Annotated in this window: 14 protein-coding genes, 2 rRNA genes and 1 pseudogene; 12 read left to right on the top strand and 5 right to left on the bottom strand. The window is 40.2% G+C overall.

Annotation, left to right across the window (positions count from 1 at the left end):
- Positions 1 to 159 precede the first annotated feature (159 nt).
- From DM558_RS10340 to DM558_RS10330, 3 genes are all read left to right on the top strand, one after another.
- Positions 160 to 3,064, top strand: a 23S ribosomal RNA gene (locus tag DM558_RS10340).
- 196 nt (positions 3,065 to 3,260) lie between these two features.
- Positions 3,261 to 3,376 (top strand): 5S ribosomal RNA (gene rrf / locus DM558_RS10335).
- 257 nt (positions 3,377 to 3,633) lie between these two features.
- Positions 3,634 to 6,681, top strand: coding sequence for an autotransporter family protein (locus DM558_RS10330; RefSeq protein ID WP_164731439.1), 3,048 nt, complete (start codon positions 3,634 to 3,636; stop codon positions 6,679 to 6,681).
- Between the two features lie 116 nt (positions 6,682 to 6,797).
- Here the strand turns inward: DM558_RS10330 and DM558_RS10325 are convergent, their stop codons facing one another.
- Positions 6,798 to 7,850: an asparaginase gene (locus DM558_RS10325; RefSeq protein WP_127163937.1), complete on the bottom strand. Its 1,053-nt coding sequence runs from the start codon at positions 7,848 to 7,850 to the stop codon at positions 6,798 to 6,800.
- Between the two features lie 328 nt (positions 7,851 to 8,178).
- Here DM558_RS10325 and DM558_RS10320 point away from each other — a divergent pair, with 328 nt between their 5' ends.
- Positions 8,179 to 8,388: a hypothetical protein gene (locus DM558_RS10320; protein WP_127163936.1), complete on the top strand. Its 210-nt coding sequence runs from the start codon at positions 8,179 to 8,181 to the stop codon at positions 8,386 to 8,388.
- Here the strand turns inward: DM558_RS10320 and nfi are convergent.
- Positions 8,385 to 9,086 (bottom strand): deoxyribonuclease V, encoded by a 702-nt coding sequence (gene nfi / locus DM558_RS10315; protein WP_127163935.1) that lies wholly within the window; start codon positions 9,084 to 9,086, stop codon positions 8,385 to 8,387. The genes DM558_RS10320 and nfi overlap by 4 nt on opposite strands.
- Positions 9,087 to 9,101: 15 nt before the next feature.
- Positions 9,102 to 10,022 carry a DMT family transporter gene (locus DM558_RS10310; RefSeq protein WP_127164875.1) on the bottom strand — a complete coding sequence of 307 codons (921 nt, stop codon included), beginning with the start codon at positions 10,020 to 10,022 and terminating at the stop codon, positions 9,102 to 9,104.
- Between the two features lie 226 nt (positions 10,023 to 10,248).
- On the opposite strand from DM558_RS10310, the gene DM558_RS10305 reads away from it, so the two are divergent.
- The 8 genes and pseudogenes from DM558_RS10305 to acnB all read left to right on the top strand — a co-directional run bounded on the left by DM558_RS10305 (position 10,249) and on the right by acnB (position 22,847).
- Positions 10,249 to 11,646 (top strand): FAD-binding oxidoreductase, encoded by a 1,398-nt coding sequence (locus DM558_RS10305; protein ID WP_127163934.1) that lies wholly within the window; start codon positions 10,249 to 10,251, stop codon positions 11,644 to 11,646.
- 220 nt (positions 11,647 to 11,866) lie between these two features.
- Positions 11,867 to 13,270 carry a glutamate--ammonia ligase gene (glnA, locus tag DM558_RS10300; RefSeq protein WP_109701790.1) on the top strand — a complete coding sequence of 468 codons (1,404 nt, stop codon included), beginning with the start codon at positions 11,867 to 11,869 and terminating at the stop codon, positions 13,268 to 13,270.
- A 203-nt stretch (positions 13,271 to 13,473) separates the two neighbouring features.
- Positions 13,474 to 14,892 (top strand): aminotransferase-like domain-containing protein, encoded by a 1,419-nt coding sequence (locus DM558_RS10295; protein ID WP_127163933.1) that lies wholly within the window; start codon positions 13,474 to 13,476, stop codon positions 14,890 to 14,892.
- A gap of 146 nt (positions 14,893 to 15,038) precedes the next feature.
- A pseudogene (locus tag DM558_RS10290) lies at positions 15,039 to 16,346 on the top strand (cytochrome ubiquinol oxidase subunit I); the annotation flags it as partial.
- 53 nt (positions 16,347 to 16,399) lie between these two features.
- Positions 16,400 to 17,410: a cytochrome d ubiquinol oxidase subunit II gene (gene cydB / locus DM558_RS10285; protein ID WP_127163931.1), complete on the top strand. Its 1,011-nt coding sequence runs from the start codon at positions 16,400 to 16,402 to the stop codon at positions 17,408 to 17,410.
- Positions 17,411 to 17,423: 13 nt separating this feature from the next.
- Positions 17,424 to 17,555 (top strand): DUF2474 family protein, encoded by a 132-nt coding sequence (locus DM558_RS10280; protein ID WP_127163930.1) that lies wholly within the window; start codon positions 17,424 to 17,426, stop codon positions 17,553 to 17,555.
- Between the two features lie 237 nt (positions 17,556 to 17,792).
- Positions 17,793 to 19,805, top strand: coding sequence for a bifunctional tRNA (5-methylaminomethyl-2-thiouridine)(34)-methyltransferase MnmD/FAD-dependent 5-carboxymethylaminomethyl-2-thiouridine(34) oxidoreductase MnmC (gene mnmC / locus DM558_RS10275; protein WP_127163929.1), 2,013 nt, complete (start codon positions 17,793 to 17,795; stop codon positions 19,803 to 19,805).
- Positions 19,806 to 20,249: 444 nt separating this feature from the next.
- Positions 20,250 to 22,847, top strand: a complete 2,598-nt coding sequence (gene acnB / locus DM558_RS10270) for a bifunctional aconitate hydratase 2/2-methylisocitrate dehydratase (RefSeq protein ID WP_109701795.1) — start codon at positions 20,250 to 20,252, stop codon at positions 22,845 to 22,847.
- Between the two features lie 45 nt (positions 22,848 to 22,892).
- Here acnB and DM558_RS10265 read toward each other — a convergent pair whose 3' ends face one another.
- Together DM558_RS10265 and DM558_RS10260 are read right to left on the bottom strand one after the other, a co-directional pair.
- Positions 22,893 to 23,771, bottom strand: a complete 879-nt coding sequence (locus DM558_RS10265) for an EamA family transporter (RefSeq protein ID WP_127163928.1) — start codon at positions 23,769 to 23,771, stop codon at positions 22,893 to 22,895.
- Between the two features lie 148 nt (positions 23,772 to 23,919).
- Positions 23,920 to 26,184: a heavy metal translocating P-type ATPase gene (locus tag DM558_RS10260; protein ID WP_127163927.1), complete on the bottom strand. Its 2,265-nt coding sequence runs from the start codon at positions 26,182 to 26,184 to the stop codon at positions 23,920 to 23,922.
- Positions 26,185 to 26,249: the final 65 nt, after the last annotated feature.

Here is a 26,249-nt window from a genome sequence, read left to right as displayed (position 1 = left end):
TCTTTAACAAATTAGATATGCAAAGAAGTAAAGATTAATTAGTAATTACTGGTCTAATTACTAATGCTAAGGTGAAAATCTTGCGAACTCAAGCGCAAGTTTTCGGCGAAAAAAGTTTAATTCTTTGGTTGTGTAGCTCTAGATAATTTAGGGTTATATAGTCAAGTGAATAAGCGCATACGGCGGATGCCTTGGCAGTCAGAGGCGAAGAAAGACGTGATACCTGCGAAAAGTTACGGGGAGCTGGGTACAAAGCTATGATCCGTAAATGTCTGAATGGGGAAACCCAACTGAGAGAACCTCAGTTATCCAACACTGAATACATAGGTGTTGAGAAGCGAACCAGGGGAACTGAAACATCTAAGTACCCTGAGGAAAAGAAATCAACCGAGATTCCCCAAGTAGTGGCGAGCGAACGGGGAGGAGCCAGTGCTCAGAAGTTAGTGATATTAGTGGAATGGCGTGGGAAAGCCAATCATAGAGGGTGATAATCCCGTACACGAAAATACATTAATGAATCTAAGTGCACAAAAAGTAGGTCGGGGCACGAGAAACCTTGACTGAAGATGGGGGGACCATCCTCCAAGGCTAAATACTACTGACTGACCGATAGTGAACCAGTACCGTGAGGGAAAGGCGAAAAGAACCCCGAGTAGGGGAGTGAAATAGAACCTGAAACCGTATGCGTACAAGCAGTGGGAGCAGACTTGTTCTGTGACTGCGTACCTTTTGTATAATGGGTCAGCGACTTATATGCAGTAGCAAGCTTAACCGAATAGGGGAGGCGTAGCGAAAGCGAGTCTTAATAGGGCGTTTAGTTGCTGTGTATAGACCCGAAACCAAGCGATCTATCCATGGGCAGGTTGAAGGTTAGGTAACACTGACTGGAGGACCGAACCGACTACCGTTGAAAAGTTAGCGGATGACCTGTGGATCGGAGTGAAAGGCTAATCAAGCTTGGAGATAGCTGGTTCTCCTCGAAAGCTATTTAGGTAGCGCCTCGTATATAACTTCTGGGGGTAGAGCACTGTTTCGGCTAGGGGGTCATCCCGACTTACCAACCCGATGCAAACTCCGAATACCAGAAAGTTTCAGTACGGGAGACACACGGCGGGTGCTAACGTCCGTCGTGAAAAGGGAAACAACCCAGACCGTCAGCTAAGGTCCCAAAGTGATAGTTAAGTGGGAAACGATGTGGGAAGGCATAGACAGCTAGGAGGTTGGCTTAGAAGCAGCCATCCTTTAAAGAAAGCGTAATAGCTCACTAGTCGAGTCGGCCTGCGCGGAAGATGTAACGGGGCTCAAACTATCCACCGAAGCTACGGGTTCATACTATGTATGAGCGGTAGAGGAGCGTTGTGTAAGTCTGTGAAGGTGAATTGAGAAGTTTGCTGGAGATATCACAAGTGCGAATGCTGACATGAGTAACGATAATGGGTGTGAAAAACATCCACGCCGAAAGACCAAGGTTTCCTGCGATACGTTAATCGAAGCAGGGTTAGTCGGCTCCTAAGGCGAGGCTGAAAAGCGTAGTCGATGGAAAATAGGTTAATATTCCTATACTTCTAGTAACAGTGATGGAGGGACGGAGAAGGCTATGTCAGAGTGGCGTTGGTTGTCCACTTGAAAGGCTGTAGGTAGATCTCTTAGGTAAATCCGGGAGATTATTACTGAGAACTGATGACGACCTAATTCTCTGAATTAGGGAGTGATAGATGCCATGCTTCCAAGAAAAGCTTCTAAACTTATGTTACTAGGAACCGTACCCCAAACCGACACAGGTGGTCAGGTAGAGAATACCAAGGCGCTTGAGAGAACTCGGGTGAAGGAACTAGGCAAAATGGCACCGTAACTTCGGAGAAGGTGCGCTGGTGTGTAGGTGAAGTCCCTGCGGATGGAGCTGAAGCCAGTCGAAGATACCAGGCCGCTGCAACTGTTTATTAAAAACACAGCACTCTGCAAACACGAAAGTGGACGTATAGGGTGTGACGCCTGCCCGGTGCCGGAAGGTTAATTGATGGGGTTAGCTAACGCGAAGCTCTTGATCGAAGCCCCGGTAAACGGCGGCCGTAACTATAACGGTCCTAAGGTAGCGAAATTCCTTGTCGGGTAAGTTCCGACCTGCACGAATGGCGTAATGATGGCGGCGCTGTCTCCACCCGAGACTCAGTGAAATTGAAATCGCTGTGAAGATGCAGTGTATCCGCGGCTAGACGGAAAGACCCCGTGAACCTTTACTGTAGCTTTGCACTGGACTTTGAACTTGTCTGTGTAGGATAGGTGGGAGGCTTTGAAGCTGAGACGCTAGTTTCAGTGGAGCCAACCTTGAAATACCACCCTGACAATTTTGAGGTTCTAACTCTGACCCGTTATCCGGGTTGAGGACAGTGTATGGTGGGCAGTTTGACTGGGGCGGTCTCCTCCTAAAGAGTAACGGAGGAGTACGAAGGTGCGCTCGGCGTGGTCGGAAATCACGCTAAGAGTATAAAGGCAAAAGCGCGCTTGACTGCGAGACAGACAAGTCGAGCAGGTACGAAAGTAGGTCTTAGTGATCCGGTGGTTCTGTATGGAAGGGCCATCGCTCAACGGATAAAAGGTACTCCGGGGATAACAGGCTGATACCGCCCAAGAGTTCATATCGACGGCGGTGTTTGGCACCTCGATGTCGGCTCATCACATCCTGGGGCTGAAGCCGGTCCCAAGGGTATGGCTGTTCGCCATTTAAAGTGGTACGCGAGCTGGGTTTAGAACGTCGTGAGACAGTTCGGTCCCTATCTGCCGTGGACGTTTGAGATTTGAGAGGGGCTGCTCCTAGTACGAGAGGACCGGAGTGGACGAACCTCTGGTGTTCCGGTTGTCACGCCAGTGGCATTGCCGGGTAGCTATGTTCGGAAGAGATAACCGCTGAAAGCATCTAAGCGGGAAACTTGCCTCAAGATGAGATCTCACTGGGGATTTAATCCCCCTAAAGGGCCGTTGAAGACTACAACGTTGATAGGTTGGGTGTGTAAGCGCTGTGAGGCGTTGAGCTAACCAATACTAATTGCCCGAGAGGCTTGACTATATAACCCCAAGTTATTTAGTTAGACTCAAAGAATCAAGCAAATAAGTCGAAAGTGAGCAAATGAGTTCGTTTGCCGAAGCACAGAAATAGACTTTAAACTAATTAATCAACTTCAACGCGTAAGTGAATACTTACAAGCATATCTGATTTGGGGCGTAAGGTTAACTATCCAAACACCTTATCCCATAAAGAATTGCTTGAGGACAATAGAGCATTGGAACCACCTGATCCCATCCCGAACTCAGTAGTGAAACGATGCATCGCCAATGGTAGTGTGGGGTTTCCCCATGTGAGAGTAGGTCATCCTCAAGCTTCAAACATAAAAGCCCTGCTAGAAATAGTGGGGCTTTTTTTTGGCTATTAATCCTTAAAATTACTTTCATACAGAAACTAAACCAATAAATATAGGACTTCTATTGCCTTACTCTGTTTGATTTTACGTATATTTTAATAATTTATTAAATAAATCATAAGTATAGTTGTTATTGAGATATAAAGCACAGTTAAGTTAATTACACTTAGGTATAATGCCCTCTTGTTTTTATTGGATGAATAAACTGGGCATGTTTATGAAAATTAATAACTCTTTGCAGATTACTTATAAAGCTAGCCATCACTTCGTTACGTTTAGCTTATTGCTGTTTATCAGTCCTATCATTTATGCTCAGCAGTTATTTTGTAACCCTAGCTGTAATAACACTAGCGGTGGTTATATTTCTGAAACACAGAGAGATGGAGAGTTAATCCTTAATGATGTTTCTTTGAATAGTATTGCTCCAGCAGGTTCCGTATTGCACCCAGGAGATAGTAAATATAGTTCTTTTGCACCAATAGTTATAGCTCTTGGTGTAAAAGAAGGGAATTATAAAAACCTACATCTTAATGCAACAGGTCTAACTATTGATACAACAAGTACCTATGCAAATCACGCTAGAGCTATTGCAGTTGGCTCGAACCTGAATGATGCTACTTCTGTCAATTTAATGGATTCTAGTATTACTTTAAAAACTACAGCAAATGCTTCTAGCAAAAACACTATTGGAATATTAATGGAGGCAGATACAACAGGCCAAATTTATAGTATTAGCTTAAAGAATACAGATATGCATATTAGCTCAGAGGCTAATAATAATACAGTTGGTGGGATTTGGGCCTATGCTAATAATGGTTTTGCTGAAACTAATGTTATTTTGGATAATAGCAATATTACAGTTGAAAGTGCTTCAGGTAGTGCCTATGGCATACGAACAGAAAATAAAAGTAATCCATCTGGATCAGTAATTAACATACAAGATGTTAGTTCAGGCGCTATCAAAGTCACAGCCTATAGTGCAGCTTATGGTATTAGTATAGATACTATAGGTAAAAACACTTCGATTGACAATAAATCAGACATGATAGTTAATGCGACAGGAAGTAACTCATCCGCTTATGGTATTAATGCTCGAACTCGTGAAAATACCATCAATACACATGCGCAAAATATAACGGTTAAAGCTAGTAGTCAAGCATATGGGATCAACACGTTAGGTACTGGAAATCAAACGATTACCAATACCGCCAATATTTCAGTAGAGTCATCAAATCCTTCAGTAAACTCATCAAATCAGGCAATAGGGATATTTGCACAGAGTACTAGTAATACTGGTGATATCACTATAACAACGGGAGGCGATATAACTGTTAGAGGAAATGGAGTTACTAAAGGTATTTCTGCTAGTTCCCAAGGCAATTCAACCATCAATGTGAGCAGCCAAATAGATGCAGGCAATATTAATGGTATTGGCATTGCTAGCACTACAACGACAGGTGAAAATACAATTAACTTATCTTCACAAGCTAAAGTGATGGGTGGTAACGATGCTAGTAGTGCAGGTATTTTCATGAAAAGTACTTCTGGTAAGCAACAAATTGTTCTAGCCCAAGGAAGTGAACTATCCTCTCTTAATGATATGGCAATATCAGGCCAAAATAGTACAGGAAATACCACCGTTAATAACAATGGCCGAATAATAGGCCGTGCCAACTTATCTGGCAATAATGTAGTCTTTAATAATCAAACAGCTGGAATTCTTGATTTAAAGAACTTCAGCAGTGGTTCAAAAAGTGATATTATCTATACTATAGGAACGTCTGGAGGGGTAATTAACAATGCAGGCCTCATCAAATTTGCTGACGAAAACTTCGATGGCACAACCACCAATGCTATATTCAATGTAGCCACCCTCACCAACTCAGGCATTATTGATTTAACAGGTAAAAACCCTACCGGAGCCAATAACCTTGTTGGTGATACATTTACTATCAATGGCAACTATGTTTCAGACGGGGGTAGTATCTACCTAAACACACTATTAGATGATGCCTCCAGCAACGGTGGTCAAGGAACCAGTGATCTTATCATCGTCAATGGCAATGTGACCACAAGCAGTGGAGCAACAAATCTTTATATCACACCAACTGCCAGTACAGCGAATTTAGGACAACTCACCACAGGAAATGGCATCAAAGTAGTTGAAGTACAAGGAACCTCCTCTAGTGATGCATTCCAACTAGGCCGCCCAGTGGTCGCAGGTGCTTATGAGTATACTCTTGGTCAAGGTCAAAGCGATGACAGCTGGTATCTATCAAGCTACTACAAAGGCAACGCTGGTGGAAATGGTATCATCCAATACAACCCAGCCATAGGTGCTTACCTAGCGAATCAAACAGCCGCTGTCCAAATGTTCCAACAAACCCTCTTTGATCGACTCATCTCCTCCTCAGATGGCAAAAACAACGATGCATCCAAAAGCCTCTTCTGGATGAGAACCAAAATGACCCACGGAAGCTACGACAGCGTTCATGGGCAACTCAACAACCGCAACCGTAGCTACAGCCTCCAAATGGGAGGAGACCTAAACGTCTGGGCTCTTGACAATGGTGGCTACTTCCACCTCGGCATGATGGCAGGCTATGGTGATGCCAAAAATACCAACAAATCAGACAGTACTGGCACCAAAACAGATGGCAAAGTTAAAGGCTATACCACCGGTGTTTATGGCACCTACTTCGCAAACCAAGACACCAACCTAGGCTTATACGTAGACCTCTGGAGCCAAATGGGCTGGTATCGTAATGAAATCTCAGGTGAAGCCCAACAAGGCACAAAAAAATACAACAGCACCGTATGGAGCAACTCCGTTGAACTTGGCTATGGCATACCACTTACCGAGAGTGGCGACTACCAATGGCTAGCAACACCACAAGCACAATTTACCTACAACCACTACGATGCAGACAACCAACACGACAAAAACAACCTCAGCATCACCAACAACAACGCCAGTGGGCTAGACACACGCCTAGGTGTACGCTTCCATGCTCGTGGTATACAAAAAGACCTGATAGAACCCTTCATAGAAGTTAACTGGCTAGACACTACGGCTAAGAACGAGCTTGACTTCAATGGAAAATCCTACAAAGATGGTTTTGCTAAAGATCGCTTAGAAGCCAAAATAGGACTACAGGGCAACATTAACAAACAATGGAGTGTATCAGCTCAAATGGGGGGGCAATGGGGTAATAACAGCTTTAGTAACTATCAAGGGCAGTTGAATGTTAACTATAAGTTTTAATGTCTAATAACCATTAAAGGCTAGCATTTGCTAGCCTTTTTTATGTATGGACGTTGTAGGATTCCGTATAGACGTATTTTTACATCATTTAGATAAAAATGAGTAATTTTTTTAACTTAGCGTTGCTTATCGAAGTATTCAGTAATTTGTTTATGATTAGCCCCTGTTGCAATAGCCAATTGTAATAAAATACGTGATTTTTGTGCATTTAAGAAGCCGCTGCTAATGCCATAACTTTTATCAGAGACATAACCGGATCCTGTACGAGAGGTGATTACCACGGGTATACCTTTATTACTGAGTTCGTTAACAACTTTTTCTAAAGGCTTAGGCATATTACCGTTACCTGTTGCATCAATGACAATACCTTTAGCACCTGCTTTTAGTGCAGCCTGTAATAACACATCATCTTGGTCTTGATGGATATAAATAATGTCAATACGTGGTAAGGATTTTAATTTACTTGTATCAAAATACACTTGCCCAATAGGTTTTGCCGGCGTGTAGAAGAATTTAGGTTGGCCATTTACAAACAAACCTAAGTAACCTTGTTCTATTGCCTTAAAGGTATCATTAACGACGGCATTTGTTTTGGTGACATAGTAAGCTGAGGCAATACGGTCATTGAGTACAACCATGACGCCACGGTCTACTGCATGTTTAGAACCAGCAAGTGTTACTGCTTCAAATAGGTTCATCGGGCCATCGGCACTAATAGCGGTTGCTGGGCGCATAGCACCAACAAGAACGACAGGTTTTTTATTATTGATGGTAAGGCTCAAGAAGAATGCAGTTTCTTCTAGGGTATCCGTGCCATGAGTGATTACAACGCCTTGTTGATCGCCATTTAATAAGGTATTTGCTGTTTTGCTTAGTGTGAGGAGTATGTCAGCAGTAATATCATTGCTGTCGACATTGGCTATTTGTTTACCTGTTACGTTGGCTACTTCTTTTAGATTAGGAACTGCATCGAATAATGTTTGGATACTGAGTGAACCAGCGGCATAATTGGTGGTGTCTGTGCTTGACTTAGAGCTCCCTGCAATGGTGCCACCTGTTGCTAAAATAGTAACATTAGGTTTAGGTTGTTGGTTTGCATATGTGAGTGTTGGCATGCCTAGTCCTATTGCTGCAATAGAAAAAATAATACCCGAACATAGTTGTTTCATAAAAATCCTCTTTATTATTAAAATATTGTAAGGAGATAGTGAGTATTTAGTAAGCACTATCTGTAGGATAAATATAATCGTAAATATTTGACTGTCAAGTTAGCTAGAATATTTTATGAGTGATTATCAGCGTAGTTACTATAAAAGCGCTATATTATTTCTATTTAATCTGGTTTATAAGATGATTTATTTGTAGGTACAGGGTGTTATTTTTGGCAGGTTGTGTTCTTTTTATTATTTTATCAATAGACTGACTTGCTCCCTTGCATTTATTTTTTATTTTGTTAAAAATAGTGTGGTGTATATATGACAAAGGTTACAAGTTGCTATGAAAATTAGCCGACGTATTAGACGTTCGAGACTTTTAGTTAAATCAGGGATTAGATTAGTGGTTGCTTGTTTGGTGCTTATTGTTGTTGCGCTAGGTTTTAAAATGATTTGGTTAATGGAAACAGCCGCTATTGTAGCTATTTTAGTGGCTATTTTTACATTGCTTGAGTATTGGTCTTTTAGGCAGTTTAAGTTAAAAAGACGCTAGAGTATTTGCCATTCTTTGAATATCTGTTCTTCTGGAACGCGGCGAGAGGCTAATCGATCAGCTTGCCTTGTCGGTTCTGGGAGTTTGTATTTAGTTAGGCAAGCGTTAACCCAGTTACAAGCTGTTTGTAGGCTTATGCGATGGCCTATGGATAGGTATAGTGGGTTAATGTTGTCTTTTGAGCGTAAAACGGTACCAATTATTTCGCCTTTATCTTCTAGAGGAACATGACTTCCTTTTTGTGGTGGAAGCTCGGGGTGTTTTCCACAGAGTCTTTTTTTGGCTACACCAAGGGTTGGTTTATCTAGCCATAGCCCAAGGTGTGAGGCTACCCCAAGCCTTCTTGGGTGGGCGATTCCTTGTCCGTCGACCATAAGCAGATCTGGTTGTTGCTTAAGTTTTTGGTATGCAGCAATAGCAGCAGGTACTTCTCGAAAGGAGAGTAGCCCTGGTATGTATGGCATTCTGGTGGGTTCGCGATGCAGTGCATAATCGACAACTTGGAGTGTTGGGTAGTTCAATACGACAATAACAGCGCGGGTGATTGTATCTTCACCTTGCTTTTCAAACCCTATGTCAACGCCTGCAACAAAATTTATTTTATCAGGGAGTCTATCATTCTTCTCAACTCTGGAAGCTAGTTGTTTTTGTAGGATGATGGCTTGTTTGGGGTCTTGGGTCCATTCATGTAATTGCATTTTGTATTCTCCTTTTTATTTATGCAAGCGTTTAATAAAACGCGATAAAGTGGCTTCGTTACTAACAAGGAGTATGCCTAGTAATATAAATATTGCACCTATTATAAAGTTAGTGGTGAGTTTGTCATTTAAGATGAGTACACCAAAACCAACACCAAATATAGGAGTCATTAGGGTGAAGATGGTGAGTGTTGTTGCTACATATTTTCGTAGTAGCCAAAACCAAATAAGATAGCTGATGAAAGAGACAATGACACCTTGGAATATTAAGCTACTGATGGCAATAGGCGTAAGGTGAAATATGGCTGATTGCCCTGAAATGAGAGCTATGATGAGGAGTATAATAAAACCAATCAGTAGTTGGTAAAAGAGTGTTAGTGTGGGAGGTGCTTCAGAGAGTTTTGTAGAACGTATGATAACGGTGATTGATCCCAAAAAAAGGCCAGCAAGTAGTCCAAAAAAATCCCCCAGCAGACTGGTTATATCTATTTCATTCTGTAGAAGACTGCTACCAAAGGCGGTGAGTATGCCAATAAAGCAGATGGTAATTCCGATCCACTGTAGTGGTTTTAGGCGTTCCGTAGCAACAAAGAAATTTAACCCTAGTGCTGTGAAAATGGGGCCCGTATAGAGAAATATGGCGATGTGTGACGCTGAGGTATATTGTAGCCCTAGTGCTATGAACAAGAATTCGCCAGCAAATATGATACCTGTAATGATGCCAGGTTTAAGTGTTCCTTTCCATGAAGGACTCCAGCCTTTTTTTATAACGATCATTAAACCAACAAGCAAGGCCGCAATACCATTACGCAGGCTAGCTTGCATGATGGGGGTTATATCGTTAGCGGCGAGTTTGATAAATATTTGTTGTAGGCTCCAAGTAATACAAATGATTAGCATGGTTTGTATCATGAAAAAATCAGCAGGTTTACGCATTGTCATGTCTATAGTTGTTCGTGTGTTCTCTATAAGTCATCATTTTTATTGATCTATGATAAACCGCTTTGTTATGAAATACGATAGTTGTGAATTTTAGTATGTAAGAAATTAATTAGGTAAACCCTATAGCTTTTGTTTTAAAATTTTATTGAAATGCTTATTTGTCGTGGTGTAATGTTGATTAATGTTTTTTATAAATTAGTTAACTCTTTTTAGGATATATATGAATACTTGTACGAGAAGACCCGTTTCTAATATTTTTTTAGATGCGTTAACCTCTGCCTTGGGTGATCGTGTTTCTACAGCATTAGCGGTTAGGGAACATCATGGTCGTGATGAGTCGATGTATGCAACCTGTCCACCCGATGCAGTGGTATTTGCAAGATCAACAGATGATGTTGTTACTGTCGTGAAACTTTGTAATGAGCATGATGTACCTGTGATCGCATTTGGTGCAGGGTCTTCTATTGAGGGGCATGTGTTACCTTTTTCTGGTGGGGTGACGATTGATTTATCTGAAATGAACCATATTGTAGCGGTTAATCCTGAGGATTTAACTGCTACGGTGCAGGCAGGAGTAACACGCAAGCAGTTAAACCATGAAACACGAAATATGGGATTATTTTTTCCTATTGACCCTGGTGCTGATGCAACTATTGGCGGTATGGCTGCAACCCGTGCTTCTGGTACTAATGCAGTGCGTTATGGAACAATGCGTGATAATGTGGTTTCCCTAACTGTTGTGACAGCTGAAGGAAAGGTAATTCGCACTAGTAGTCGTGCGAAGAAATCCTCAGCGGGTTATGACTTAACTGCCATTTTTGTAGGAAGTGAAGGGACGCTAGGAATTATCACCGAGGTGACGGTTAAGCTTCATGTTCAACCTGAGGGTATTTCAGCTGCTATTTGTAGTTTTCCTACAGTACAAGATGCCGTGCAGTGCGTTATTGCAACTATTCAAATGGGAATTCCTGTGGCGCGTGTTGAGATTATGGATACAGCAGCAGTGAAAGCGGTTAATCAATACAGCCATCTTGATTTGAAAGAATCACCGGTACTTTTATTTGAGTTTCATGGTACGCCCGATGGGGTGACAGAGCAGTCCAGCATGGTGCAAGAAATTGCAAAAGAGACTGGAGGACAGGATTTTAATTGGGCTACACAAACAGAAGACCGTAATAAGTTATGGACTGCAAGGCATAATGCATTTTTTGCATCCATGCAATTAAAGCCTGGTTGCCGTGGTGTGAGTACAGATGTCTGTGTGCCTATTTCAAGATTGGCAGAGAGCATTGATGTGACGATTGACGAGTTAGCAAAGTCAAGTATTGCTTATACTATTGTGGGGCATGTTGGGGATGGTAATTACCATGTGATTTTGTTAATTGATCCTAAAAATGCCGAAGAAGTGGCTGAAATGGAGCGTATTAATCATGGGATTGTACAGCGTGCTATCGCAATGGATGGTACTTGTACGGGCGAACATGGGGTTGGAGTGCATAAAATACCCTTTCTAGTAGAGGAGCATGGTGAGAATGCATTAGATATGATGCGAGCCTTGAAGCGTGCGTTTGATCCTAAGAATATTTTAAACCCAGGGAAAATAGTGAGTTTAAACTAACAATAGCGCGCACTATTATGGCGCTGTCATGAAAGTGTATGTGCTATTTTGGTGCATTATTCGGCATTAATTTGCATTGGTTCTCTGTAAATCATGGTTATTTGAGGATGGCATATAATTTGCTTTTGTAAGTATAAGGTTTATGATAGCCCTATCAGTGGGATGTTTTTTTATTTGCTAGAAATACTTTAGCTGTTAGCCATATCTTTTGGAGACGATTATGTCAAAGACAATGCAATTAATTAAAGAGCATGATGTAAAGTGGATCGATTTACGTTTTACCGATACTAAAGGTAAACAACAACATTTATCAATGCCAGCACGTGATGTGGATGAAGATTTCTTTGAAGCAGGTAAAATGTTTGATGGTTCTTCAATGGCTGGTTGGAAGGGGATTGAAGCCTCTGATATGATTTTAATGCCAGATGACAGTACAGCTGTATTAGATCCTTTTACTGTTGAGCCTACATTGATTATCGTGTGTGACATTATTGAACCTGCAACTATGCAAGGTTATGATCGTGATCCACGCGGCGTGGCTAAACGTGCAGAAGAATATTTAAAATCAACTGGCATTGGTGATACTGTTTTTGTTGGTCCTGAACCTGAATTCTTTATCTTTGATGAAGTTAAATATAAGTCTGACGTATCGGGTTCTATGTTCAAAATTATTTCTGAGCAAGGTTGTTGGAATACTGATGCTGATTTTGAAGATGGCAACAGAGGCCATCGCCCTGGTTTGAAAGGTGGTTATTTCCCTGTGCCCCCTGTTGATCATGACCACGAAATTCGTACGGCGATGTGTAATGCATTGGAAGAAATGGGACAAGTGGTTGAAGTTCATCACCATGAAGTAGCCACAGCAGGTCAAAATGAGATTGGTGTTAAATTTAATACTCTTGTAGCGAAAGCTGATGAAGTACAAACACTGAAATATGTGATCCATAATGTGGCTGATATTTACGGGAGAACAGCTACCTTTATGCCAAAACCACTTTATGGTGATAATGGTTCAGGTATGCACGTGCATCTATCTATTGCTAAAGATGGTAAAAATACTTTCTCTGGTGATGGCTATGCAGGACTTTCTGACACAGCGTTGTATTTTATTGGTGGTATTATTAAACACGGTAAGGCCTTAAATGCATTTACTAACCCATCAACAAACTCTTATAAGCGTTTAGTGCCAGGATTTGAAGCCCCTGTTATGTTAGCGTATTCAGCACGTAACCGTTCGGCTTCTATTCGTATTCCTTACGTGACTAGCCCTAAAGCTCGTCGTATTGAGGCGCGTTTTCCTGATCCTGCGGCTAACCCATATTTTGCGTTTGCGGCATTGTTAATGGCGGGTCTTGATGGTATTCAAAATAAAATTCATCCTGGCGATGCCGCGGATAAGAATTTATATGATTTACCACCAGAAGAGTCAAAAGCAATTCCTCAAGTATGTGGAAGCTTAAAAGAAGCGCTAGAAGCATTAGATGCAGACCGTGAATTCTTAACCAAAGGTGGTGTGTTTAACGATGGACTTATTGATGCTTATATTGAGCTAAAAGCAGCAGAAGAAATTAAAGTAAGAACATTCGTACACCCACTAGAGTATGAGTTATATTACAGCGTTTAATTAACTCTAATTTATTAGAACCCCATAAAGTAATTTATGGGGTTTTTTATTTTAAGAGTTAATGTCAGTATTTTAGTGCTTATGCATTATTCTCTAGTTATCTTATTTTTAAATGTATTATTTCTAATAAAATTTCGGCTATGACTAGTAATATATTTTTTATGCGTGTTAAATAATATATAGGATAGAAGAGAGTATTTATTATGAAGCGTTATGAGCAGTTTGCTGAAGAAATAACCCATTTGATAAAATCAGGTGTATTGCAAACTGGACAAAAGTTACCATCGGTACGTCATGCAAGTAAAGTTTATAAAATTAGCCCATCGACAGTTTTTAAAGCTTATTATTTATTAGAAGATAGGGGATTAATTTTCGCACGTGAAAAGTCTGGTTATTTTGTACGTCCATTATTACAAGACACTCTTCCTGAACCTGATATTAAAGATATTGAAGTCGTTACGACAGAAGTGAGTGTAAGTGATCTGATTTTTTCAGTCATGGATGTAATTAGGAATAATGAAGCAGTTCTTTTTTGTGCTTTTTATCCCAGTACAGATTTATTTCCAATGGCGCGTTTGCAGCGCAGTATGAATCATGCACTCACTGATTTTAAGAGTAGGCATCATAACTATATTGCGGATATGACAACAGGTAATGTTGATTTGCGGCGTCAGATTGTATTACGTTATATGCTCAATAATGTCAACTTGTCGATGGATGAGGTGATTATCACCAATGGTGTGATGGAGGCTTTAAATTTATGCTTACAAGCGGTGACTAAACCTGGCGATTTAGTGGCAATCGAGTCCCCAGCATTTTATGCCATTCTACAAATTTTAGAGCGATTAAAGTTAAAAGCTGTGGAAATTCCTACGCATCCTCGTAAGGGTATTGATTTAGAAGCTCTAGAGAAAGCGTTGCAAAAACTACCTATTAAGACCTGTTGCCTTATGACAAATTTTCAAAACCCAACAGGTGCCACTATTTCAGATGAAGACAAAGAGCAGTTGTATCATATTCTTAATAAATACCAAACGCCTACGGTGATTGATGATGTTTACCACGAGCTTTATTTTGATGAAACGCCACCTAAGTTATTAAAAAGTTTTGATAAGCATGGTTTGATTATGCATTGTGGCTCATTTTCTAAATCATTAGCTCCTGGGTATCGTGTAGGGTATGTTGCGGCAGGGCGCTATGCAGAAAAAGTTAATCGACTTAAACTAATGTCAACGTTGTCGACCTCTGTTCCTGCTCAAGCAGCTATTGCTAACTATTTACAGTACGGTGGTTATGATAGGCATTTACGTAAATTAAGGCATGTATTGGCTTGCTCTCAAGCTAGCATGCTTTCTGCCATTGTAAAATACTTCCCAAAAAATATTGCAGTCACCAAGCCAAAGGGAGGCTATTTTTTATGGGTTGAGCTCGATAAAAATATAGATTCATTACAGTTATATAAAATTGCTTTAGCAAATGGAATCTGTATTGCTCCTGGTGCAATTTTTTCAGCTTCACAAGGGTTTAATAACTGTATACGCTTAAATTATGGGCAAGCATGGTCTGATAAGTTAGAACTTGCTATACAAAAATTAGGCAATTTAATTAAATCTTTTAAATAGATCAGATGACCACATTCATCAATCTGATATGGTTTTTTTTAATAAATTTGATTCTGTTATTTATTGTTCAATTGTCTTATAGTCTAAATTGGATTATTAATTAGCCCAAATTATATTTTTGAAACATCAGGTTGGGGGTAAGGAGCATGTTTGGTCTTGACGCCATAGATATCGCACGTATTCAGTTCGCTTTTACAGTTTCTTTTCACATTATTTTTCCTGCCATTACGATAGGTCTTTCTACTTATATTGTCGTTTTAGAGGGACTTTGGTTAAAAACAAATAACAAAATTTATTATAACCTATGTGTTTTTTGGGCGAAGATTTTTGCTGTTAATTTTGGTATGGGGGTTGTTTCAGGCTTGGTAATGGCTTTTCAGTTTGGTACTAACTGGAGTGGATTTTCCGCTTTCGCTGGGAGTATCACCGGGCCGCTTCTGACTTATGAGGTGATGACAGCTTTTTTCTTAGAGGCTGGGTTTCTAGGTGTCATGTTGTTTGGTTGGAAGAAAGTAGGGCCTCATTTGCATTTTTTTGCAACGGCTATGGTTTCACTAGGCACTAATATTTCAATGTTTTGGATTTTGTCTTCAAATAGCTGGATGCAAACGCCACAAGGTTACGAGGTAGTTAATAATCAAGTTATTCCACTTGATTGGTTTGCTATAGTATTTAACCCATCATTTTTACACCGTTTAGTTCATATGGGGATTGCTGCTTTTTTGAGCACTGCATTTCTCGTTGCTGCAGTTGGCGCTTGGCATTTGTTACAAGGCAATAAGACTGATGAAAATAAGAAAATGTTTTCGATGGCTTTATGGTTCATCATTATCGTTGTACCTTTACAATTTTTAGCTGGTGACTCCCATGGGTTAAATACGCTTAAATATCAACCCACCAAAATAGCCGCAATGGAAGGGCATTGGGAAAATATAGGTGATGAACCAACACCACTTATTCTATTCGGTTGGCCTGATATGAAAGCCGAAGAAACAAAATATAAAATCGAAATTCCTGTCTTGGGAAGTTTGATTCTAAAGCACAGTTTTACTGAGCAAATACCTGCTTTAAAAGATGTTCCTCCACAAGATAGACCCAATGTTCCTTTTGTATTCTGGAGCTTTAGAATTATGGTGGGTATTGGTATGTTAATGCTTCTTTTAGGAATTGTGGGGCTTTATCGTCGGTATAAAAAGAACCTTTATCAAGGACGTTGGTGGCTACGTTTTGTTCTACTTATGGGCCCCTCTGGATTAGTGGCTATTTTAGCCGGATGGTTCGTGACGGAATTAGGCCGTCAACCATGGGTTGTTTATGGTGTATTAAGAACCAAAGATGCTGCCTCTGCTCATGGTGATTTACAAATGAGTATAAGCCTACTTTGTTTTGTGGTGGTTTATTCGTTTGTGTTTGGTATTGGCTACTTTTATATGATTAAGCAAATGAAAAAAGGTGCTATATCTCAACCTATTGATTATGCTCAATTAACCCATAGGGAGGAATAAACATGGCTATTGATCTTTCTTTAATATGGGCGGCACTTATACTCATTGGTGTTGCGATGTATGTTTTTATGGATGGCTTTGATTTAGGTATTGGGATTTTATTTCCTTTTGTCAAAGATGCTGAAGAAAAAGACATTCTTATTAACACCGTAGCACCTGTTTGGGATGGTAATGAAACATGGCTTGTTTTGGGTGGTGCTGCTTTATTTGGTGCATTTCCCTTAGCCTATGCGGTTATATTGGATGCGCTTACTATTCCGTTAACTTTGATGTTACTTGGTTTGATTTTTAGAGGTGTTGCTTTTGAGTTTCGTTTTAAGGCAACACCCAGCCATAGGGCTTTTTGGGATAAGGCATTTGTTATCGGTTCTTTAATCGCTACGTTCTTTCAAGGAGTGACTATTGGCGCTTTTATTTATGGTTTTGAAGTTGTTGATCGTCATTTCGTGGGTGGGTATTTTGATTGGTTTACTTTTTTCCCTTTATTTTGTGGTGTTGGGTTGATTATTGCCTATGCACTTTTAGGAAGCACATGGCTCATTATGAAAACAGAGCACCATCTACAGGCAAAAATGAAACAAATAGCCTCGTATTTGGTGGGTATATTTTTTATTGTCCTTATTATCATAAGCATTATAACGCCTATGCTTCACAAGCAAATCGCTGAGCGTTGGTTTAATATGCCTAATATTTTTATATTATCAGTTGTTCCGTTGCTAGTGGTATTAATCAGTTATGGGATTTGGAAAGCTTGCCACAAAGAGGTACATTCTTCGCCCTTTATACTCTCGTTATTTTTGATTTTTCTAGGGTTGTTTGGTTTTGTTATTAGTGTTTGGCCATATGTTATTCCAACTTCCATTACAATTTGGGAAGCTGCTGCACCTGCACAAAGCCAGTTGTTTGCATTGATAGGAACTCTTTTTATATTGCCTATTGTTCTGATGTACACCGCTTGGACTTATTACGTATTCAGAGGAAAAGTTAAAGCAGGTGAAGGGTACCACCATTAATTAGGAGATGAACATGCAAGTCAAGTTAGCTAAAACTAAAAAAATACTATGGTTTTTAGGTCTTTGGTGTGCAGGAGTTGTTGGACTAAGCGTGTTATCCGGTTTGATAAAACTGTTGATGTATTGGGCTGGCTTAAGGGGTTAGTTATCTGATTAAAAAATAATATATTGTCATATTTTGACATTGAGCATGAGAAATAAAAATTAAAAGAGCTCATTAATGGATGTTATAACGGTGCTATAAACCATGCAGTGGCCTTATGTTTATGATAAGGCCATGGTTTGTTAATGTTTAGCCAACACAAAAATTGGGGAATGATTAATCTAATTTATTTGCCAGATTCTAGGTATAATAAATAATCTTTATGACTAATGGCTAGCTATGACAAAGATTAATTATGCTGATCTTGTTTGGGATGAACATGGGCAACCTATCTCAATAGAGTTTGATGATGTTTATTTTTCAAAAGCTTCAGGATTAGAAGAAACGGAGTATGTTTTTTTAAAACATAATCAGTTGTTTGATAGGTTTAAGCAGTTAAAAGATCATGATTTTTTTGTTATTGGTGAAACGGGGTTTGGTTCAGGGCTAAATTTTTTATGCGGCTGGCGGTTATTTGAACAAATAGCACCGACCAATACAACACTGCACTATATTTCAGTTGAAAAACACCCGCTTACTAAAGATGATTTAACACAAGCTTTGTCATTATGGGATGACTTGGCTGAGTGGCGCGATGCTCTGCTTGAGCAATACGTGGCTGTCCATGAAGGATATCAGCGCTTTGTATTTGCTAATGGGCGTGTGGTGCTAACTCTATTAGTGGGTGATGTTCATGCTCAGCTACCCTTATTAAATGCAACAGTGGATGCGTGGTTTTTGGATGGTTTTTCACCTGCTAAGAATCCACAAATGTGGACAGATGATTTATTTAAACAATTAGCGCGTTTATCTAAAAATGACACTACGTTAGCAACCTTTACTAGTGCGGGCTTTGTGCGCCGTGGCTTGATTGAAGCAGGTTTTGCCATTGATAAAGATATTGGATTTGCTAATAAGCGCGAAATGCTTTTTGGACATTTTGTTGGAAATACTGACAAAATAACATCTCGTGCAGATATTATTCCTCCTTGGTACTGTCGATTGCCTACTCCCGTTTTTACAAAGCGCAGGGCTATTGTTGTCGGTGCTGGTGTGGCAGGCGCTTCAACAGCTGCTAGTTTGGCTACTAGAGGTTGGCAAGTAGTCGTGTTAGAGAAGAGGGAAGAAGTAGCGAGGGCAGGGTCGGGGAATGCTCAGGGTATTCTGTATTTGAAATTATCGGCTCATCAAACCTTGCAATCACGCTTATTGCTTGAAGGGTTTGGCTATACTCGTCGGTTATTAGAAACGTTAACTGCACAAGGCGTTTTAAAGAAAGGCGATGATTGGGATGACTGTGGCCTTTTACAGTTGGCTTTTGATGACAAAGAGTGGAAACGGCAACAACAATTAGCAGAGGCCTTTTCTTCTTCGCTATTGTCACCAATTACTCAAGAGGGTGCGAGTCAAGTAGCTGGGCTATCTGTTAATCACCAAGGCTTGCTCTTTCCTGAGGGGGGCTGGGTAAAACCACGTGTTTTATGCCAAGTGTTATTGACACATCCTAATATTGAGGTGCTATGTCATCAGGATGTGGTTTCGTTGGCTCATGATGGACAACAATGGCAAGCTAAGGGTTCAAGTGGTGTATTGGCATCGGCAGAGGTGGTAGTGTTGGCGACTGCACAAGATACTAGACAGTTCTCTGTTACGTCTAAATTACCGATTAAAGGTATTCGAGGGCAAACAACAGAGTTACCTGCAAACCAACGTAGTGAATCACTTTCCTCAGTAATTTGTAGTGATGGATATATTTCACCCGCCAAGGATGATAAACACTGCTTGGGTGCCACTTTTAATTTTCATGCAGTCGATTTATTGATTAGTAAGCAAGAGCATAATGAAAATATCCAAACGCTAAAAACTATTTCTTTAGATTTAGCCGAACGGTTACGAGTTGACAATTTAGCACTCGAGGATCTCGAGGGTAGGGCTGCTTATCGTTGTACAGCCACCGATTATTTACCTATTGTAGGGCCCATTGCACACAGGGATATTTTTTTAGAAGATTATAAAGTATTAATAAAAGATGCCAAAAAAATACCTGATACTCCTTGCCCATGGGTTAATGGATTATTTTTAAATATAGCCCATGGCTCACGTGGTTTGATTACCGCACCTTTATGCGGTGAGATGTTAGCCAGTTGGTTAGAAAATGAGCCTTTGCCTATAGAGCAGGACTTGATGGAAGCTTGTCATCCTAATCGTTTTTGGGTGCGTGAGCTGCGCTACTTTAGACGAGCGTTTGAGTAGAGGATAAGCGATATAGTAATATCTTTTTATAAAAAAAGGTTTGAAAATAAATGTCACTGACATTAGGCTAATTGCCATATTTATAGAATAATTTATACTAAACGAGCAGTTTTTTGAGCTATTGAGAAACTATTTTAAAGATAGTTGTCTATAGATAGAAATACTTATAATGAAAAGAAGTTACCTCTTAATGAGGAACCTGATTAAAAATAAGATGTATTTATTATCCTTGCTTAACTTTATAAGTATATTGTATTAAAATAATAGAGACGGGTTTTCAGTGTATCGAAGCTGTTTTCAAAGCGTCACGAGTTTTATTATTTTTGGAGTCCTCTTTTCTCCACGTAAAACTTTGAAAGCAGCTTCCTTAGAGAATCTTAATGGGAATGCTGGTAATCCTAATAACAAACTAATCAGCCTAAGAACTAAAAAGAGGGTAGAACCGTGATTGAAGCTTATCGTAAACAAGTGGCAGAACGCGCTGCCATGGGTATAGTTCCTCAGCCATTAACGGCCGATCAAACAGTAGCCTTAGTAGAGTTATTAAAAAACCCACCTAAAGGTGAAGAGGCTTTTCTAGTTGACCTTATTAGCAATCGAGTACCACCAGGTGTGGATGAAGCAGCTTATGTTAAAGCTGGTTTCTTATCCGCTATTGTAAAAGGTGAGGCGGTTTCTCCCCTAATTAGTAAAGAATTGGCTGTTAAATTATTAGGTACCATGCAAGGCGGTTATAATATTGGTACGTTAGTTGATCTTTTAGATGATAAGGCATTAGGTGCTTTAGCTGCCGATCAATTAAAGCATACACTTTTAATGTTTGATTCATTCCATGATGTTGCCGAAAAAGCTAAAGCAGGCAATGCAAATGCAAAAGCAGTACTAGAGTCTTGGGCAAATGCAGAGTGGTTTACAAGCCGTAAAGCACTACCAGAAAAAGTAACCATCGCTGTGTTTAAAGTTCCCGGCGAAACCAATACAGATGATCTCTCTCCTGCACCTGATGCATGGTCACGTCCTGATATTCCATTGCATGCACTAGCGATGTTAAAAATGCCTCGTGACGGTATAAATCCTGATCAACCAGGCACTGTTGGCCCATTAAAGCAAATTGAAGCAGTAAAAGCCAAAGGTTATCCTGTTGCTTATGTGGGTGATGTCGTTGGTACAGGCTCTTCTCGTAAGTCTGCGACTAACTCAGTGATTTGGTATTTTGGGGATGATATTCCTTATGTACCTAATAAGCGTGATGGTGGTTTCTGTTTTGGTACTAAGATTGCTCCTATTTTCTATAACACAATGGAAGATGCCGGCGCATTACCAATTGAGTTCGATGTATCTAAACTCAATATGGGTGACTTAATTGATCTTTATCCTTATGCGGGTAAAGTAACTAAACATGGTTCTGATGAAGTATTAGCAACCTTTGAATTAAAAACCCCTGTTCTATTAGATGAAGTGCGTGCAGGTGGACGTATTCCATTAATTATTGGACGTGGCTTAACAGATAAGGCGCGTACAGAACTTGGTTTACCTGTGAGTGATGTATTTAAAAAACCAGAGGTTCCTGCTAACAATGGAAAAGGCTTTACACTAGCTCAAAAAATTGTTGGTCGTGCTTGTGGTGTTGAAGGTGTTCGTCCAGGGGCTTATTGTGAGCCTAAAATGGCTAGCGTTGGATCGCAAGATACAACGGGCCCAATGACACGTGATGAGTTAAAAGATTTAGCGTGTTTAGGCTTCTCCGCTGATTTAGTGATGCAGTCTTTCTGCCATACAGCGGCTTATCCAAAACCTATTGATGTTTCAACACAACATACATTACCTGACTTTATCCGTAACCGTGGTGGTATTTCTCTTCGCCCAGGTGATGGTATTATCCATAGCTGGTTAAACCGTATGGTATTGCCTGATACAGTAGGTACAGGTGGTGACTCTCATACACGTTTCCCGATGGGTATTTCTTTCCCAGCAGGGTCAGGCTTGGTAGCATTTGCTGCTGCTACGGGTGTTATGCCACTTGATATGCCTGAGTCTGTATTGGTTCGCTTTAAAGGTAAAATGCAACCTGGCATCACATTACGTGATTTAGTGCATGCGATTCCTTATTATGCTATTCAACAAGGTTTATTAACGGTTGAGAAAAAAGGTAAGAAAAATATTTTCTCTGGTCGTATCTTAGAAATTGAAGGTTTAGATAATTTAACGGTTGAGCAAGCTTTTGAACTTTCTGATGCATCAGCTGAGCGTTCAGCAGCAGGTTGTACAATTAAGCTACCAGAAGAAGCTATTGCTGAATACTTAAAATCTAACATTACTTTATTACGTTGGATGATCAGCCAAGGATATGGTGACGAACGTACCATTGAACGCCGTGCGAAGAAAATGGAAGAGTGGTTAGCCAAACCTGAATTGTTAAGCGCTGATAAAGATGCTGAATATGCAGCGGTGATTGAAATTGATTTAGCTGATGTGAAAGAGCCTATTCTCTGTGCTCCTAATGATCCAGATGATGCTCGTTTATTGTCTGAGGTAGCAGGTGCCAAGATTGATGAAGTCTTTATTGGTTCCTGTATGACTAACATTGGTCACTTCCGCGCTGCGGGTAAACTCCTTGAGAAAGTAAAAGAGTTGCCTACACGGTTGTGGATTACACCTCCTACTAAGATGGATCAACACCAATTGATAGAGGAAGGTTACTACAGTATTTATGGTCGTGTTGGTGCGCGTACAGAAGTTCCTGGTTGTTCACTTTGTATGGGTAATCAGGCGCGTATCGAACCTAACAGTACAGCCGTTTCAACATCGACACGTAACTTCCCTAACCGTTTAGGGGATGGTGCTGATGTCTACTTAGCTTCTGCTGAGTTAGCAGCTGTTGCAGCTAAGTTGGGTAAACTACCAACGCCTGCAGAGTATATGGAGTATGCAGAGGCTATTCATACGATGGCACCTGAAATTTATCGTTATATGAATTTTGATCAAATGGAAAGCTACGCGAAAGCGGCACAAAACGCTAAGATAGATGTAAAAGCTGTTTAACTACTAGCTGATTGTGAAAAAATGGCGATATTAAGTCGCCATTTTTTATTGTGCAGATTTTATAAAACGCATGATGCGACTGCCAAAAACATTAATAGAGAGTCCCAGTAGAATAATCGCTGCGCCTATTACCTCAAATACTGTTAAATGTTCGTGTAAAAAGAAGGCTGTGCTGCTCATTCCAATGATGGGGACTAAGAGCGAAAAAGGGGCAATTAAGTTGGTTGCATAATAAGAGAGCATTCGTGCCCAAAGTGTATAGGCTAAGAGTGAGGCAATAAAACCTAAATAGAGGATAGATAAAATACCAGCCCATGTTAAATTGGAAAGGCTTAGGGTTATTGTGTCTATCCCTTCAAAAATTAAAGAAGATAATGCAAGCGGTATAACTGATAGTACTGATCCCCACACAGTTAAGCTCAGATTATTAATAGGCTGTAGCTTTTTGATTAAAATATTTCCAATTGCCCAAGACAGAGCTGAAAGTAGAGTGAATATTAAACCTACCATTGTCATATTGGTACTCGTATCACAACCAATAACCGTTAGCCCTAGTACTGCAATGAATAGACCAACTAGCGTTGTGGGTTTAATGGTTTCTTTTAGAAAGAGACTTCCCATGATAATGGTCAGAAAAGCTTGTGACTGCATGACAAGAGAAGCTAGCCCTGCGGGCATTCCTAATTTTATGGCTAAAAATAACAATGCAAATTGAGCAAAAACCATAGAAAGGCTAAAAAGAATGAGCCCTGATAGCTTTGTTTTTGGAAAAGGAATGAATAAAGCAGGAATAATTAAAATCGCAAATCGCAATGTAGCAAAGAGGAAAGGAGGCAACTCCATTAATCCAACTTTTGTTGCTACATAACTAAAGCCCCAAGAAAAAATAACCAAAAAGATAAGTAGGAGATGTTTAAGAGGCATTATATAGAGTCTTTTATATTTAGTATGAGGACTAATGTACTCCTTTTTTTATTTGATAAGAAGTATTTTATAGAAATAAGGTTAGATGAACTAAAGAGGCTCATAAAGGATTGATTACCTTTCATGAGCCTCTGTTGTAATGTCTTTGTTATTTTTCTAATGGAATTCGTTTAAGCCTTAACGCATTTCCTAAAACAAAGACACTGGATAAAGCCATTGCCCCAGCAGCGATAGCAGGAGATAGTAGTATGCCAAAGAAAGGATATAAAATACCCATGGCAATAGGCACTAATGCTGTATTATAAGCAAATGCCCAGAAGATATTCTGATGAATATTGCGAATAGTCGCTTTTGATAAAGTGATCGCTTTGACAACACCTAGAAGATCACCTGACATGAGGACGACATCAGCCGCCTCAATGGCAACATCTGTTCCTGTACCTATGGCTATGCCAATATCAGCTTCAGCAAGGGCTGGGGCATCATTAATGCCGTCACCTACATAAGCCAGACTACCTTGTTGTTTAAGTGATTTAATAGCTTCAACCTTACCATCGGGTAATACCTCGGCAACCACCTCATCAATACCTAATTGTTTGGCAATCGCTTGTGCGGTGTGTTTATTATCGCCGGTAATCATGACCACCTTTAACCCTAATTGGTGAAAGGCATTGATTGCTTGAGGGGTTGTTTCTTTGATGGGGTCAGCAACGGCTGTGATCGCAACTAATTGCTGATTAATCGCCATATAAAAAGGAGTTTTTCCTTCTTTGGCTAAGCGGGTAGCTGTTTCAGTAAATTTATCGGTATTAATCTTTTGCTGTTGCATAAAATAGGCTGTTCCCACTTGAACCGTTTGTTGTTCAATGGTGGCCTGTAAGCCCTGCCCTGTGACTGTAGTGAAGTTATCGACAGGCAGTAATTTTAGGTTAAACTTTTGAGCATACTGCACAATGGCTTCTGCAATAGGGTGTTCTGATTTGGCCTCTAAAGAGGCTAGCAATGTAATTGCTTGATTCTTATCATAAGATTCATCGCAAATAAAATCAGTGAGTTCAGGTTTGCCTTTGGTTAATGTACCTGTTTTATCTAAGGCAATGACTTTAATATCTTTTAAAATTTGTAGCGCTTCGCCTTTACGAATGAATATACCTGATTCGGCGGCTCGTCCTGTTCCCACCATAATGGATACTGGTGTAGCTAGCCCCATAGCACAAGGGCATGCAACGATAAGTACCGCTACTGCACTAACCAAAGCAAAACTTAATGCGGAGTCTTTTGCAAAAATAATCCAGATAATAAAAGTAATAACGGCCAATGCCATGATAGTGGGCACAAACCATAAAGTGACTTTGTCGATAATGGCCTGAATAGGGAGTTTTGACCCTTGCGCTGTTTCAACCATACGAATGATCTGAGCTAAAACAGTATCATTACCAACTTTGGTTGCTTGAACGGTTAACGCTCCCTTCTGGTTTACTGTACTGCCTACAACAGGATCATTGGGTTGTTTTTTGACGGGAATAGGTTCGCCTGTAATCATCGACTCATCAACATAGCTATTTCCTTCGGTGATGACGCCATCAACAGGAATACGTTCTCCGGGTTTTACTGTTATGAGATCCCCCAGTTGAACTTGATCAATAGGGATTTCGGTTAATTGGCCATCACGGTAAACATTAGCATGACTAACTTGTAATTGAACCAGCTGCTTAATGGCTTGAGAGGTTCTGCCTTTTGCTTTAGCCTCTAATAGACGACCGATTAAAATAAGCGTGATAATAACCGCTGCTGCCTCATAGTAAACATGGACAGTCCCCTCAGGGAGTAGTTGCGGAATGAAAGTAGCAATCACTGAATAGCAATAAGCTGCCAATGTACCAACGGCAACCAATGAGTTCATGTCAGGAGCTAAATGAAGCAGTGCAGGAATACCTTTTTTATAAAAGTTAAATCCGGGGATTAACATTACAAGCGTTGTTAAGAACCACTGTGTATACCAACTGTTTTGTTCTCCTAGTGTACTCATAATCATATGGTGGAAGGTGCTGGAAACATGCCCACCCATTTCCAATAGAAAAACAGGAATAGTTAAGACTACAGCAATAATTAATGACCATTTAAGGTGTCCGATTTCTGCCTTTTCTTGTTTACTATCATCTGCTGTGGGGCTACTGTTTTTAACGATTTGTGCTTCATAGCCTGCGCTGGTAACTGCATTGACTAACGTTTCTGGAGGTAATGGTTTATTTAGTGTTATCTGAGCCTTATGGGTTGCAAGGTTGACATTAGCCTCTGCAACACCGTCAACTTTTTTTAGTGCACGCTCAACGCGCCCTACGCAAGACGCACAGCTCATCCCACCAATATTTAGATTGATTTGGTTGGAGTCAGGTAGTTTTTGTTGTGTCATGATTTATTACTCAAAAATAGTTACTTAGGTTTTAAATGCTTATATCTAACAGATAATTTACTCAT

This window comes from Entomomonas moraniae, assembly GCF_003991975.1.
In the GTDB taxonomy this organism is placed as follows: domain Bacteria; phylum Pseudomonadota; class Gammaproteobacteria; order Pseudomonadales; family Pseudomonadaceae; genus Entomomonas; species Entomomonas moraniae.
The sequence above is the reverse complement of the archived record's forward strand: the minus strand, read 5'-3'. Positions and strand labels throughout refer to the sequence as shown.